The sequence below is a fragment of the Borrelia parkeri genome, assembly GCF_023035815.1.
GTDB classification, from domain to species: domain Bacteria; phylum Spirochaetota; class Spirochaetia; order Borreliales; family Borreliaceae; genus Borrelia; species Borrelia parkeri.
In genome coordinates, this window is record NZ_CP073159.1 from 416,747 (window position 1) to 431,018 (window position 14,272).

The 14,272-nt window shown below is 29.0% G+C and carries 14 protein-coding genes; 10 read left to right on the forward strand and 4 right to left on the reverse strand.

Translation table 11 applies throughout. The features are described 5' to 3' along the window. Positions 1-562 precede the first annotated feature (562 nt). Together bpSLO_RS01985 and bpSLO_RS01990 are read left to right on the forward strand one after the other, a co-directional pair. The gene (locus bpSLO_RS01985) at positions 563-1,162 is read left to right on the forward strand and encodes a BAPKO_0422 family outer member beta-barrel protein (RefSeq protein ID WP_025375422.1); all 600 of its coding nucleotides are present in this window, start codon (positions 563-565) and stop codon (positions 1,160-1,162) included. A 10-nt stretch (positions 1,163-1,172) separates the two neighbouring features. Continuing rightward, positions 1,173-2,021, forward strand: coding sequence for a DUF3996 domain-containing protein (locus tag bpSLO_RS01990; protein ID WP_025407419.1), 849 nt, complete (start codon positions 1,173-1,175; stop codon positions 2,019-2,021). Positions 2,022-2,060: 39 nt separating this feature from the next. On the opposite strand, the gene manA is transcribed toward bpSLO_RS01990, so the two are convergent. Beyond that, entirely contained in the window at positions 2,061-3,176 is a 1,116-nt protein-coding gene (gene manA, locus bpSLO_RS01995) for a mannose-6-phosphate isomerase, class I (protein WP_025375424.1), read from the reverse strand. Then, positions 3,173-5,041 (reverse strand): fructose-specific PTS transporter subunit EIIC, encoded by a 1,869-nt coding sequence (locus tag bpSLO_RS02000; protein ID WP_025407418.1) that lies wholly within the window; start codon positions 5,039-5,041, stop codon positions 3,173-3,175. Before bpSLO_RS02000 ends, manA begins: the two co-directional genes overlap by 4 nt. 115 nt (positions 5,042-5,156) lie before the next feature. On the opposite strand from bpSLO_RS02000, the gene bpSLO_RS02005 reads away from it, so the two are divergent. The 3 genes from bpSLO_RS02005 to bpSLO_RS08075 are packed head-to-tail and all read left to right on the forward strand — an operon-like array spanning position 5,157 to position 7,443. Continuing rightward, on the forward strand, positions 5,157-5,804 hold the full coding sequence (locus tag bpSLO_RS02005; protein ID WP_025407417.1) for a hypothetical protein: 648 nt from the start codon (positions 5,157-5,159) through the stop codon (positions 5,802-5,804). Continuing rightward, positions 5,801-6,682: a DNA/RNA non-specific endonuclease gene (locus bpSLO_RS02010; RefSeq protein ID WP_025375427.1), complete on the forward strand. Its 882-nt coding sequence runs from the start codon at positions 5,801-5,803 to the stop codon at positions 6,680-6,682. Before bpSLO_RS02005 ends, bpSLO_RS02010 begins: the two co-directional genes overlap by 4 nt. Continuing rightward, positions 6,679-7,443, forward strand: a complete 765-nt coding sequence (locus bpSLO_RS08075; protein ID WP_081719336.1) for a hypothetical protein — start codon at positions 6,679-6,681, stop codon at positions 7,441-7,443. The genes bpSLO_RS02010 and bpSLO_RS08075 overlap by 4 nt, the downstream gene beginning before the upstream one ends. A gap of 3 nt (positions 7,444-7,446) precedes the next feature. Here the strand turns inward: bpSLO_RS08075 and bpSLO_RS02015 are convergent, their stop codons facing one another. Further along, entirely contained in the window at positions 7,447-8,043 is a 597-nt protein-coding gene (locus bpSLO_RS02015) for a diacylglycerol/polyprenol kinase family protein (protein WP_025375428.1), read from the reverse strand. Further along, positions 8,043-8,990, reverse strand: a complete 948-nt coding sequence (locus tag bpSLO_RS02020; protein ID WP_241803671.1) for a peptidylprolyl isomerase — start codon at positions 8,988-8,990, stop codon at positions 8,043-8,045. The genes bpSLO_RS02015 and bpSLO_RS02020 overlap by 1 nt, the downstream gene beginning before the upstream one ends. 218 nt (positions 8,991-9,208) lie before the next feature. Here bpSLO_RS02020 and bpSLO_RS02025 point away from each other — a divergent pair, with 218 nt between their 5' ends. The 5 genes from bpSLO_RS02025 (at position 9,209) to bpSLO_RS02045 (ending at position 14,272) form a co-directional block, all read left to right on the forward strand. Further along, on the forward strand, positions 9,209-10,069 hold the full coding sequence (locus bpSLO_RS02025) for a CheR family methyltransferase (protein WP_025407415.1): 861 nt from the start codon (positions 9,209-9,211) through the stop codon (positions 10,067-10,069). A 35-nt stretch (positions 10,070-10,104) separates the two neighbouring features. Next, positions 10,105-11,241 carry a chemotaxis protein CheB gene (gene cheB, locus bpSLO_RS02030; protein ID WP_246989753.1) on the forward strand — a complete coding sequence of 379 codons (1,137 nt, stop codon included), beginning with the start codon at positions 10,105-10,107 and terminating at the stop codon, positions 11,239-11,241. A gap of 23 nt (positions 11,242-11,264) precedes the next feature. Next, entirely contained in the window at positions 11,265-12,473 is a 1,209-nt protein-coding gene (locus bpSLO_RS02035; protein ID WP_025375432.1) for a TraB/GumN family protein, read from the forward strand. 37 nt (positions 12,474-12,510) lie between these two features. Beyond that, positions 12,511-13,143, forward strand: a complete 633-nt coding sequence (locus bpSLO_RS02040) for an adenylate kinase (RefSeq protein WP_025375433.1) — start codon at positions 12,511-12,513, stop codon at positions 13,141-13,143. 106 nt (positions 13,144-13,249) lie between these two features. Continuing rightward, positions 13,250-14,272 carry a hypothetical protein gene (locus bpSLO_RS02045; RefSeq protein WP_025375434.1) on the forward strand — a complete coding sequence of 341 codons (1,023 nt, stop codon included), beginning with the start codon at positions 13,250-13,252 and terminating at the stop codon, positions 14,270-14,272.

Here is a 14,272-nt window from a genome sequence, read left to right on the forward strand (position 1 = left end):
ATCATTATAGACAAACTGTCATTAATTTATAAAATAAAAAAAGATTTTTTTCTCTTAAAGTCAAATCGTATTGTTTTTTATACTAATTATCCAAATCAATGCTATTTAGATCTCTAATATGAATATCATAATCTTTAACTAATAAGAAAATAGTAAAATCACCAAATAAAGATCATACATTAAAAATATATCTTTAAAAACCATGTGAAAGAGCAAAGAGTAGCCTTATCAACCTGCAAATCAAATCTATACTTAAATTTATATTTATATTAAAAATATGTCAAATATATTTTTAATATAAATCTTTGCTCTAATATTTATTTTTATAAGTTGCAAAAATATGTTTGTATTTCACAATAGATGTTTGAAAGAAATGTGCAGAAAAATATTTATGAGTTTAACTTTGACGTTATACCAAAAATTGACATCAATTAAAACAAATTCAATTTTTATGACTCAAAATCATTAAAAACATGTTGAGATGAAAAAATTTTTTACATTTTATAAGACATAATTTTAAAAATTGTGCACACCTAATCGAACATAAGTTGAAGGAGATTTTATGAAGACACTATTAAAACTGATTATGATTTTTTTAACAAGTTTATCTGTTGCAACAACGATTAATACATCAAATCTTAATAAGATATTAAATAAGCAACAAACCCAATTTAGATCATTCGGAATAGGTTTTGGAATTGGTAACCCTATCACTAATATCATAATTAATTTCCCATATGTAGACATAGATATTGGATATGGAGGCTTTAATGGATTACATCCTAACAATTTCATACCTTATATTGTTTTTGGAACTGATATCCTATTTAAAGAAGAAATTTATCAGAGTACAATGTTCACCGGTGGGCTTGGAATAGGTATCGACTTGTCTCAAATAAAACCAAACGAACAAAATATTTCAAACATAAAACAAGAAAATACTCAAGACAAACAAGAAGAATTTTCAATAGCCTCATCTAACAATAGGTTAGGAATTGTGCTTAGACTTCCTATTATATTAGAATACAGTTTTTTGACAAATGTTGTAATAGGATTCAAAGCTATAACAACAATTGGCGGAACAATGATATTTAAACCCACATCAATGGAAGGAATAAGATTTGGATTTTTTGGTTTTGGATTCATAAAAATATACATTTAAAGGAAAATTGATGAAAAACAATACTCAAAAAATATTTATATTATTGTTAATATTTAATTTACACCATTTTGCGTTCTCTAAATCTAATAATAATTATTCCATCAGATGCAAACAAGAAGATGACGGAACAACCTGCATCACAAATGATAAACCTAACCTTGAAGAGCCTAAATATACCCTTGAAGAACCTAAATATACCCTTGAAGAACCTAAATATACCCTTGAAGAACCTACAACTAGTCTTGAAGAACCTAAATATACCCTTGAAGAACCTACAACTAGTCTTGAAGAACCTAAATATACCCTTGAAGAACCTAAATATACCCTTGAAGAACCTACAACTAGTCTTGAAGAACCTAAACCACAAATCATTACAAATTTTCACGCAATGAAAAGGGAAAAAAATCCTTACTCATTTGCAGCGGGAATAGGAACTGGAAATCCTCTTATTAATCTTTTAATCTCAGTTCCATATGTAGACATAGATTTTGGATATGGTAGTTTCTTATACTTTAATCCTACAAATTTTAAACCTTACAATTTAATTGCCATCGATCTAATTTTTAAACAACAAATAGGAGAATATTTAATAGTTGGAGGAGGCTTTGGAATTGGAACAGATTGGTCACAAGCAAATTTAACTTCCCTTGGAACTACAGAACCTTCTCCTTATGATAGGATAGGAATAGTAACCAGATTACCTTTATCAATAGAATATAAAATTATAAGAAATTTATCATTAGGATTTAAAGTTTATCCTACACTTGGTCCAACAATATTTCTCACAAAACCAAAAATAGTATTTGAAGGAATAAGATTTAAATTCTTTGCAATCGGGTTTATTAGAGTTTTCATGTAAATGATAGCTCCTTACTAAATACAAAAGACCAACTTCTCATTATAAAGAGAGTGCAATAAAAATTTCTCCATTTCCACATATTAATAATTTTTCACCACAATTTCCTATAAATACGCTTTCGCCCCTCTTAAGGCAAACCCCATTATTAATCTGAATTTCTCCATTCATAACTAACAATATCATTACACCATCCTTTTTAAGGCAGATCTCTTCATTTATATTTCTTTGAAATAAACTTAAATTAGTATCTGGAAGCTTAAATACATTAAAACCATCAATTTCCTTACCCTTCAATAATGAAAATACTCCCTCTTCAAATCTACCAACCTTAAGCATCTCATCTTTGTCAATATATTTAGTAGTAAGACCTGCCCTAATCACATTGTCAGAATTAGTCATAAGTTCAAGACAATCACCCTGAAGATAAGCATGAACTTCTTGACTCTCTGTATAAAGCACTTCACCTGGACTTAATTTAAAAATATACATCCCTAAAAATACCAAAAGACCAATATCTGCCCCATAAATCTTATAAATTTCATTAAACCAATAAGCCCTAAAATTATTTATGAAACTTAAATTTTTTTTCACTCGACTAATGGCATTCTCAATTTCAAACTTTTGCAAACTAAATATAATTTTTATAAATTCTTTATGGGTTGCAAAATGAAAATCTAATTTCAATTTTTTATATATACTCTTGATTTCAAAAAGAGGAAGAAATCCCTTAAGAGCATAAAAATCACTTAATGCATAAACAAGTTCTATCTTTGGATTTTTATCCTTATAAATTCGCTTAGAATCATTAATATCTATCCCCTTATCGTTCTCAAGTTCAAAGCCTTTTAAAGCAATATCTTTTGAAGGATGTATTTGAATTGATAAAGGCTTTTGGGCTGAGAGAACTTTAAATAAAAATGATAATTCACTCTCACATCCCAAAAACTCTTTATGATTTTCCAAAAAATCACAAAGAGAAACGTACTGACCATCAACTAATATTTTACTAGAAAATGTCTTATGTGCTCCAAGCCACATCTCAGCTTTAGGCAACCCATCTTCTTTTTGTCCCAAAAGAGAAGGGATGAAACTAGTTCCACCCCAATCATATTCCTTAATTTCATTTTTCATCAAAAATATATTATCAGCTCTCATCTAGATTCTTTCACTTTTAAAGATTTTAAAAAAATAACCAAACTTGTTGCAACGGCAACACCAACAGCTATTGCAATAATAAAACCCAATTTGTTATCAACAACAGGAAGAACTATTGGCCCTCCATGCGGAGCATGGTCTGCAACACCCAAAAATGCCGCAATGATACTTGCAACAGCACCGCCAAGCACTATTGAAGGCAACACTCTCGCCGGATCACTAGCAGCAAAAGGAATAGCACCTTCACTAATACCAATAAACGAAATTAAGAACGATATTTTTCCAGACTCTCGCTCTTCCTCTTCAAATAATTTAGGCATAATTAGAGTAGCAAGTCCCATAGCCATAGGAGGAACAGGAATAGCTGATGCAACCATACCCATTATTTGTGGAACTTGGGGAATCATACCAACACCAAAAAGGAATGCAACTTTATTAAAAGGTCCTCCCATATCAATTGCTACCATAGCACCAAGTATTAATCCAAGAAATAATTTTCCTATAATACCATAAGTTTCTGAATTATTTTGAAGAGCTTTAAGGCCATTCTCAAGCAATTCCATGAATTGGCCAATATAAACACCTACATAAATCATGAAAAATCCAACAATAATAGTACTTATTAACGGAATTACAAATATAGGCATCACGGGTCTAAGCCATTCAGGAATCTTTCTCTTTGCTATCCATTTAGCAACAAAACCCGCCATAAAACCTACAAGTATTGCCCCTAAAAATCCTGCTTTAACATCTCTGGCAAGCACACCCCCCACAAGACCTGGTGCAAGACCTGGCTTATCGGCAATTGCCATAGCAATAAACCCTGAAAGTATTGGCAACATCATACCAAAAGCCACACCACCAATATCTGTAATTGTTTTATAAAAAGGATACTTATCAAAATTTGGACCATCAGAACCAATCCCTGCCAAGGATATACCAAGAGCTATTAAAATACCACCACTTGCCACAATTGGAATCATAGGAGAGACGCCACTCATTAAGTACTTATAAAAACCAGTTCTACTACTACCAGACATACCTTTAAGAGAATGAACATTTTTATAATTCAATATGGGAGCACTAAATGCTTCTTTAATAACATTTTCTACATTGTTGATAGCCTTTGCAGTTGAGACCTTATAAACTCTCTTGCCATCAAATCTTTCTTCATCAACATCCTTATCCACCGCAAGTATTATAACATCAGCGTCTTTAATCTCTGTCTCTGTTAAAGGATTATCAATACCAATAGAACCTTGGGTCTCAACTTTAAGGATGTACCCTTGTCTCTTAGCCTCAACTTCGAGCTTTTTAGCAGCAATATATGTATGAGCAATTCCCACAGGACAAGCACAAACAGCCACTATTTTTTCTGATTTAGAAACACTTGTCGTATCATCTGTAGATGACCTCTCAACATTTTCTATATAAGAATAAATTTCATCGGTACTTTTCATAACTTTTAATATATTTTTAAAATCATCATTCTCAAATAATTTGGCTATGAAAGCTATCGACTTAATATGATCATTACCTTGCTGACTTTTTGACATACAAATTAAAAATATTAAATTAACAGGGGGATTATCATCAGACCATTTTATGCCATCGCCTTTTATGTAAAGCAATGAAATAAAACTTGATTTAACAACATCTCCTATAAAATGTGGAATAGCAACTCCATTCTCCCAAGATGTATCACCAATATTTTCTCTCTCAAGTAACCCCTGAAGGAATCTTGTTTTATCATGAGTATAACCTCTTTTACTCACTTGATCAACTAAAAATTTTATTGCTTCTTCCTTAGAATTTATTTTATCAGATATAAAAATAAGCTCCTTTTTTAAAAAATTTAAAAACATAACCTTAAACCTCCTAAGTACTTAAATTAATTCTATCATAATACAAACATTAAACACCGATTCCCTCCTCTTCTTTATTTTCAAATTATTTTATATTATTTAAATAAATTTAATTATGAAAAAACTAATCGAATTTTGCTTTTTATTGCTATGTGCCAGCTTATATTCTTCAAATAATGAGGGACACAAAAAAGATGAAATAAATAATAAAAAAAGTATATTATTAAAAGAAAAATCAACTAATAATGAAAATGATTTTTTCTCAGTAAAGAGAGGATTTATCTATTCAACAGGAACAGGACTTGGAACAGGATTTTTTTTAAATTCAAAAGTCAATCACATAATATTTAGACCTTATTACATATTTGCCATCAACAATTTTGATTTTCTGGTTGTTTGTATGATCCTAATGATTCAAGAATATAACATCTCTAAAAAAGTTAAATACTCAAGCTCTTACATTGGCACAGGAATAAACTGGCATATCATAAATTTGTCTAAAAAAATGAAATATTCATCTTCTACCATGGGTATTGGGGGACGACTTTACCTTTCAACAAACTTAATAGGGGATTTCAAATTCTATAACAAATTACCTTATGTAATAGAACCATATATATTTTTTGAATTCTCTACAAAAAAAGCTACACCTTACTTAAACATATATTCAAAAATTGAGTGTTTATTTCTTGATACATTCAATATTTCTTTTGATTTCGGAATCAGATATAATCTTAAAAATAGCAACGAGGTAAGCTCATGAAAAAAAGACTAAAAATTTTATTCTGTTTTTACATATTAATCTTATTGGGCTTTTTATTCTTATATCAAAATCCTAAAATCTTAAATAACATAAAAGAAATAGCCTACAATTATTTAAGAAAACTCAAAGATAAAATTTACGAACCTGAAATCCCAACTGAATTAAAAGAAGAATACCTCTTACCAAAAGGATATCTTACTACCCAAGTGATACATAAAAAATACTACTCTTTAGGGTATGCTGAGAGTGCAAGACAATCAGAATGGGTAGCTTACCAATTAAAAAGAGAAATGGTTGAATTAGCTTTAACCTTGCTTAGAGAAAAAAAAATAACGAGAAGTAAAAATTTTTTTGAAGACCAAGATATTAAGGGCATTGCTCCCAAACTAAGTGATTACCTAAAAAGCGGATATGATAGAGGGCATATTGTCAGTTCTGCTGATATGTCTTTTTCTAAAGATGCAATGCTAGATACCTATTTTCTATCAAACATATCTCCTCAACAAAGAGAATTCAACTCAGGAATCTGGCTCAAACTTGAACAATTAGTTAGAAAATGGGCTATTTTAAAAGAAAAGATTTATATTGTTAGTGCAGGAATTTTAACAGAAAATAAAGGATTTATTGGAAAGAATAAAATTCTAGTCCCAAAAAATTTTTATAAAATAGTGCTATCATTAAACAATAACAACTTTTATGATATATTGGCTTTTATTATTCCAAATGAAAAGGCTCAAGACTTAGAACTCAGAAATTACGTTGTAAACGTTAATTTAATTGAAAAAAAAACTAAAATAGATTTCTTTGCAAAACTTGATGCTGAAATAAAAAAAATAATTAAAATGAAAAGAGACATACGTTCTTGGGAATTCAGATGAAAACACTCTTTGCAAAATTAAATATTTTCCTGTTAATAACCTTTGTCTTAGGAATAATTGTTATATCAATATTCATGTATTATGTAAACTTTAATATAAAGTTCTATACCTATATTATTAAAATATATAATAAGAATTTATCGATTTTGGTCAATAAATTTTTTATTTTCAGCATTGGAATCATAGGATCTATTTGGACATGCATCAACTATAAAAGAACAAATAATATACAATTCGTATTCTTTTATTGTTTCATTCTTTCATATATACTTGAACCTATTTCAATTTTTAAATATTATCTTTTAAGTAATATATTAAGCCTAGAATTTTATTATCTTATGAAATTTTATCACTTAATAACCGTATTTTCTTTACTAAATTTATTCTTCTTAAGCCTGTATATATGTGATTTTCAAATAAAATCAATAACCTACGCTATTTACTTAATTTTCACTTTTTCAATGATCTATAACTCTTTAGCCCCTATTAATGCATATGAATACACAAAGGATTTTCTCTCTCCAACAGCAAACAATAGATTTTACGTTTATTTGTTTTTATTACTAATACCTATAAACTTTTTAGTATCATGCTTAAGGAAAAAAAACCTAAGCTACTTTTTACTTTTTATATCAATATCACTAATAGTATCAGGAATTTATCTCAATTTTATAGAAATAACCTATGCATTCATCCCAATCTCTATAGGAATACCAATGTACTTAAAAGAATCAGGAAAAGTTTTCTTCTATTGGCTATAAAACTTAAGCAATCAATATAAAAGATAAAGTTGCTACACCTACAGGCAAAAATAAATTATCGTATTTTTCAAAATCAAAAAGCTCCACAAGCACAGCCCCAATCCCAACAACTGATGCTATTATAAAGTTTGGAAAGAAGTAATAACAAACAATAAAAGCAACCAAAAAAACAGCAACACTACCTGAGAATGTTTTATTATTTACAAGTTTAAAAGATGGAATTAGTTTACCAACAAGACTTGCAAGACCATCTCCAAGACATGCAGAAAATATCCCAATATAACTAAAAGGCTTATCTATAAGAAAATAAGTACAAAAAATACTCACTACCAAAAATATTGGAGAGAGAGATATTTTGTACGAAGATACCTCTCTAGACTTTATTATTATTTCTGATATACCTCTTAAAAAAAATAAATTTATTTCCATAATTCTAAATATTTCCAAAATTAAATATGCAAACATAAAAAATAGACTAGATACAAGACCTACCCAAAAATTTAACTTATAAAACAATAAAAATACTAAAGTAGAAATATGAAAAAATTTTCTATAAAGCTCATATTTAATATTTTCGTTATAAAAAACTTGATCAAACATTAATTAATTTTCCTTAAAATAATATTAAACTTCAAAAAAGAATTTGCTTTTATAACGTCACCAATACTTCTCTCTCCATAAGCAAGATTTGGTGGAATTATTACTACTCTCTCCTCTCCCTCACACATATCCGACAACATTACGTCCCAACCTTCAATCACTTGACCACTCCCAACCACAAACTCTATTGGCTTGCCTCTGTCAATTGAACTGTCAAATTTTACGCCACTTAGTAAAAATCCCTCATAGTCTACTTTTACAATATTGCCACTTTTAACATTTTTGCCATTTCCTTGTTTATTTATCTTATATAAGATACCACTTTTATCTTTTTGAAAATCTTTGTAATCTTTGTCAATTATTTCAAGCTGAGAAGCCATGTATTTTTTAACATCAGCAATCTTTTCTGACTCATAACTTTTTTTTAATTTTAAAAATTCTTCATTGTCAACTTTAAAAGCTTTTGCATCCTCACCAACACGAATAATCTTTACTCGCTCTATTTTATCTCCTTGACGTATATTACGAACCGTATCCATTCCCTCAACTACCTTACCAAAAATTGAATGCTTAAGATCAAGATAAGTAAGATTATCTGCAAGAGTAATAAAAAACTGACTCCCATTGGTATCAGGACCTGAATTAGCCATAGAAACAATTCCTGGTTCATTATGACTCAAATTTTTGTTTAATTCATCGGGAAAAACATAACCAGGACCTCCAGTACCCGTTCCGGTAGGATCTCCTGTCTGAATAACAAATTCATCAACAACCCTATGAAAAATAATATTTTCAAAATAAGGCTGACTTGTAACAGAATTTTTAATAGTACCTTCACTAAGACCTATAAAATTCATGACTGTTAGAGGTGCAATTTTATAGTAAAGTTCAATCTCTATATTTCCTTTATTTGTATCAATTGATGCAAATATTCCTTTTTTTTCCACTAAATCTTTCCTTTTGCTATCACAAGTTATTAGCATTAAAATCAATAAAAAATATAATAAACATCTCTTCACAAATGTATTCCTTAAATTAATATTTAAATTAAGCTATTAATCCTAATTGTACAATTATTTTACAAAAATTGTATAATTAATTAGTCATTTATACTCATTAAGTAATACTATTTATTAAGGAAATTTACAAAATTTGGATCTTATAAATGTTAAATATTAGCAATGAACTTCTTCTGAAATTCTGCAATTTTATATATGAAAATAGCGGAATTCGATTTGATGAAAAAAATAAAGTTGTATTAAAAGGACGAATTAATGATGCAATACATGAGCTTGAAAATATCAATACTCCAGAACAATTATATGACTTAATAAATTCGGACAAATTTCAAAAAGAATATTTCTTAGATCTAGTTACTACTAATTTAACACGATTCTTTAGAAATGAAGCTCATTTTGCAACTTTTGAAAGATTTATAATTCCAAACTTAATAAACATTAAAACTCAAGAGGGTAAAAATAGAATTATTATATGGTCTGCTGGATGCTCAACTGGAGAGGAACCATATTCACTGGCATTTGTTCTTAAACACAATCTTCCAAAGAATTTTGACTTTATTATTATTGCCTCCGATTTAAGTTTAAAATCTCTAATGATAGCAAAAGAAGGTTATTATTCTGTAAAAAAATGCAAACATATCCCAATACAATATAAAACATATATCAAACCTCACATGAATGGTTACAAAGTAATAGATGATATAAAAAAACACATACGATTTGACTATCATAACTTAAATTTTGAAAGTGGCTTTTCAGAAATGGACGTTATTTTTTGCCGCAATGTACTCATATATTTCGATGAAAAGTCTAAAATAAGGGTCTTAAAAAGATTTTATTCCTCTATGGCTATGAAAAGTTATTTATTTATTGGTCATTCAGAATCCCTTTTTGGTCTCAATCTTCCTTTTAAATTTTTAAGAACACCTTGGGCCATAATATATGAAAAGGATGATAAGGATATTCCCAAAAAAAAGTTTCAGTTTAAAAACAAATACAAATTATAATTTGATATAAACAGACCCATAGGAGCAAAACAGAAATGCAAATAAAAATTTATGTACTCGTCATTGAAGCTTCTTCTGTTAATAGAAAAACTATATCCGACATTATAAATTCATCTTTAAAGCTTGAAGTTATTGCAACTGCAGCCAACACAGACTTCGCCCTTAAAAAACTTAAAAAACAACCAGATGTAATACTACTCAGTTTAGAAGAAGAAACAATAAAAGAAATTACTTTCATAAAAAAAAAGGAAAATATAAACAACAAGCTCCCTGTTATTATCCTCTCATCAAACAAAGACATAGCAAAGCATGCTATATTAAAAGGTGCTGATGACTTTATAATAAAAACTAATGATAAATTAGAAAACATAAAAGATAAAATTATTGATTTACTCTCAATTTACGGCAATAAAACCATAAAAAACAAAATCATAACTGACATCAATTTCAAATTCAAAACAAATCAATATTCAACAAATAATAAAGTCAACGAAGAAAATTCAAATATGACAAAAGCAACAGATAACAATGAAAATACAAACCTTAATCAAGAAAAAATAATAGATGAAAAAGATTTAAAAAAACTTAAAAACAGAAAATTTGAAATAGTTGTTATTGGAATATCTACAGGAGGACCTGCAGCACTAAAGGCAATACTACCAGAAATTCCTAAAAATTTTCCTGTACCAATAATAATTGTTCAACATATGCCAAAAGGATTTACAACAGAATTCGCAAAAAGTCTTAACAAGATTTGCAAATTATCTGTCAAAGAAACAAGTAATAAAGAAATACTTCAAAAAGGATTCATATACATAAGTTCTGGGGGATACCATACAAGAATTAATAAAATAAACGAAAAATATCAAATAGAAGTCTTCGATGCTGAAAATGTCAATGGACACAAACCTTCTATAGGAGTACTCTTTAAGTCAATATCAGAAAATGTGAAAGAAAAAGCAATAGCTTTAATAATGACTGGAATGGGAAGTGATGGCTCTAGAGAAATTGGAGAGATTAAAAAAGCTGGCGGACTAACTATTGCACAAGATGAGAAAAGTTCCGTGGTTTTTGGAATGCCCAAAATAGCAATAGAAGAAAATAATATAGACTATATAGTTTCAATAAGTCATGTGGTAAAATTATTAAAAGCCATTCTTCTTGATGGTTAAATTTTTAAAGACAAGGATCGCATTTGGACATCAAAAAAGAGAATACTGAAGATTGTTTTTTACACGTTAGCACTCTTGACATAGACTATGACAAAATATACGTACTAGGAACAGCACATGTATCAAAAAAAAGTTCACAAGACACAGCTACCTTAATTGAAACATTAAAGCCAGACTTTATTGCCGTTGAACTTGATGAGGCTCGTTACCACGCAATCCTAAAAACAGATGAAAACGAAAAATGGCGCAATTTAGATATATATAAAGTAATAAAACAAGGAAAAGCATTTTTATTAATAGTACAAATCATTTTAAATAATTTTCAAAAAAAATTAGCAAAAGAACAAGGAATTAATCCTGGAGAAGAGATGAAAACGGCAATTTTAAAAGCTAAAGAGCACAACATACCGTTAATACTTGCGGACAGAAAAGTTGAGACAACTCTAAAGAGAGCATGGAATTGTGTCCCAACTTTTGAAAAAGTCAAAATAATATCAAGCTTGTTTTCATTCTCAGACATAAAAGTCACACAAGATGAAATTGAAAAACTCAAAGAACAAGATGTTCTATCAAATATGATGGAAGAACTTGCAAAAGAAATTCCTACTGTAAAAAAAGTTTTAATTGATGAAAGAGATGAATTTATAGCAAGTAAAATACTTGAGGGTTCAGGAACAATTCTTGCAGTTGTTGGAGCTGGTCATGTAAAGGGCATAATAGCAAATTTAAAAGAAATTAAAGAAAACAAAAAGATTGTCAACATTGACAATCTCAATATCATACCTAAAAATACTTTCTCGGTGAGTAAATTAATATCTTACTTTATAGCAATCTCAATTGTCATACTGATGGCAAGTTCATTCTACTTTAAAGGCTTTGATTTTGCATATAAAAATTTAGAGTTTTGGATAATATGTAACTCTTTATTTGCAGGTCTTGCGGCTCTTTTACTAAGAGCCAATATTATAACGATAATAACAGCATCAATTGGTGCTCCAATATTTTCCCTAATTCCATTTATTGGGACAGGTATGGTTGCGGGTCTTGTTGAAGCTTACATAAATAAACCAAAAATAAAAGATTTTGAAAAATTACAAGAAGATTTGGAAAACATAAAAGGATATTTTAAGAACAAAGTCACAAAAATTTTATTAATAGTATTTTTCGTAAACATTGGGTCTGCAATTGGAACAATTGTTGGATTTAAATTCTTGTTAAATATCTTTAGCTAAACCAAAAAGAAAAATAAGAGCATACAGGAGTTACATTATGAAACTTGTTTTTTTAGGACCTCCGGGTTCTGGAAAAGGCACAATTGCCAAGATCTTATCAGGCAAACTAAATTACTATCATATTTCAACAGGAGACCTATTTAGAGCAAACATATCAAATTCTACACCTCTTGGTAAGGAAATCAAACAAATAGTTGAAAATGGACAATTAGTACCTGACTCAATTACAATCAAAATTGTTGAAGATAAAATCAATACCCTTGCAAATAAGGATAATTTTATTCTTGATGGATTTCCTAGAAACATCAATCAAGCTAAAGCTCTAGATACGTTCTTGCAAAATATTCAAATAATAAACTTTTTACTTGATGAAGCGATACTAATAAAAAGGCTTTCTGGAAGAAGAATATGCCAATCCTGCGGCGGAATATTTAACATATATACACTTCCTACAAAAGAAAAGGGCATTTGTGATCTTTGCAAAGGAACCCTTTACCAACGAAAAGATGACGTAGAAGAGTCTTTAAAAATCAGACTTCAAGAATATCATTTACAGACAAAACCTCTAATAGATTTTTACTCAAAAAGCAACAGGCTTAATAATATAAATGCATCAAAGGATATTGATGGAGTAGAAAAAAGCTTAATAGAAATAATATCAAAGTATTAAAAAATATTAACTTAAAATAATAATGACAATAATTCATAAATAATTTAGATTTTTAAAAAAAATAAGGTATAATGTGAGAAAGTATTTTAAGGAAGAAAGAATTTATATGATAAAAAAATTATTCATGGTATTGATATTTTTACAGACTATCTTAATCTATTCAAAAGAAAATCAAGATGAAATAGGATATTTTTATGTTAACTCTCAAATGGCTTATTATCCACCACATACACTAGGAACTTCAGGAAGCAAATTTTCTCCAAGCTTCATACCCCCTCAATTTAAATCAGTATCACCAAACAATCAGATTTCACCTAGTTCTTGGGGAAGTATCAAACTAATATCAAATTTGGGTTACTATAAATTTTTTAAAATCTTAAAAAATCCCGATCCACATTCACTTTTACTTCAAAACACTGGAATAGATGTTGATTTTAACATCGGACTCTCACCTGTTGTTGCACTACTTAAAGGAAAAATCGGTTTCACTCCCATTGCATTTATTAATCTATATACAGGAATTGAAATTGGAATAGGTTGGCAAGGATTTGGATTTAAGGGTATTGGTATACACGTGGGCAATGGACGATACTCAAGTAAACCTGAATTTTATTCTGAGATAACAATGGGAGGTAGGCTACAATTTGATCTAAATGCTGTGTTTGGTGGAGACTGGACTCACATTATTACAGTAGTTGGAAATAATATTCTTCATATAAAAAATCCACATGCTAAGGACAATCAACTTTGGAAATATAAAGCTGATGAAGGTAAAAATATAAATGGATTTACAATAAACCCTTATGCACTCCTAGCTTACAAAATGCCAATACCTCTTAATATAATTGGACTGTTATACGAAGGCCAAACATACATTGGACATGCAAGAGACGTAAGTACAACACAAAATCAAGGATGGGGCAGTGATTTCTTTTATCACAATTTCTCCCTTATTTCAAAAATTGAAATCATAGAAAATTTAACACTAGACATGCAATTCAAATTCTCAACAGCACCTATTTACACAGTAAACACAATGGGAATGGCCGATATCTCAAAAAGAATAAGTACAAATAATTCATATATTTACTACGATTCTATTGGATTTTCTTTAACTTATAAGATCTAA

Coding starts and splice junctions, on each gene's coding strand:
- bpSLO_RS01985 (WP_025375422.1), top strand. CDS start 563: ATGAAGACACTATTAAAACTGATTATGATTTTTTTAACAAGTTTATCT.
- bpSLO_RS01990 (WP_025407419.1), top strand. CDS start 1,173: ATGAAAAACAATACTCAAAAAATATTTATATTATTGTTAATATTTAAT.
- manA (WP_025375424.1), bottom strand. CDS start 3,176: ATGAGAGCTGATAATATATTTTTGATGAAAAATGAAATTAAGGAATAT.
- bpSLO_RS02000 (WP_025407418.1), bottom strand. CDS start 5,041: ATGTTTTTAAATTTTTTAAAAAAGGAGCTTATTTTTATATCTGATAAA.
- bpSLO_RS02005 (WP_025407417.1), top strand. CDS start 5,157: ATGAAAAAACTAATCGAATTTTGCTTTTTATTGCTATGTGCCAGCTTA.
- bpSLO_RS02010 (WP_025375427.1), top strand. CDS start 5,801: ATGAAAAAAAGACTAAAAATTTTATTCTGTTTTTACATATTAATCTTA.
- bpSLO_RS08075 (WP_081719336.1), top strand. CDS start 6,679: ATGAAAACACTCTTTGCAAAATTAAATATTTTCCTGTTAATAACCTTT.
- bpSLO_RS02015 (WP_025375428.1), bottom strand. CDS start 8,043: ATGTTTGATCAAGTTTTTTATAACGAAAATATTAAATATGAGCTTTAT.
- bpSLO_RS02025 (WP_025407415.1), top strand. CDS start 9,209: ATGTTAAATATTAGCAATGAACTTCTTCTGAAATTCTGCAATTTTATA.
- cheB (WP_246989753.1), top strand. CDS start 10,105: ATGCAAATAAAAATTTATGTACTCGTCATTGAAGCTTCTTCTGTTAAT.
- bpSLO_RS02040 (WP_025375433.1), top strand. CDS start 12,511: ATGAAACTTGTTTTTTTAGGACCTCCGGGTTCTGGAAAAGGCACAATT.
- bpSLO_RS02045 (WP_025375434.1), top strand. CDS start 13,250: ATGATAAAAAAATTATTCATGGTATTGATATTTTTACAGACTATCTTA.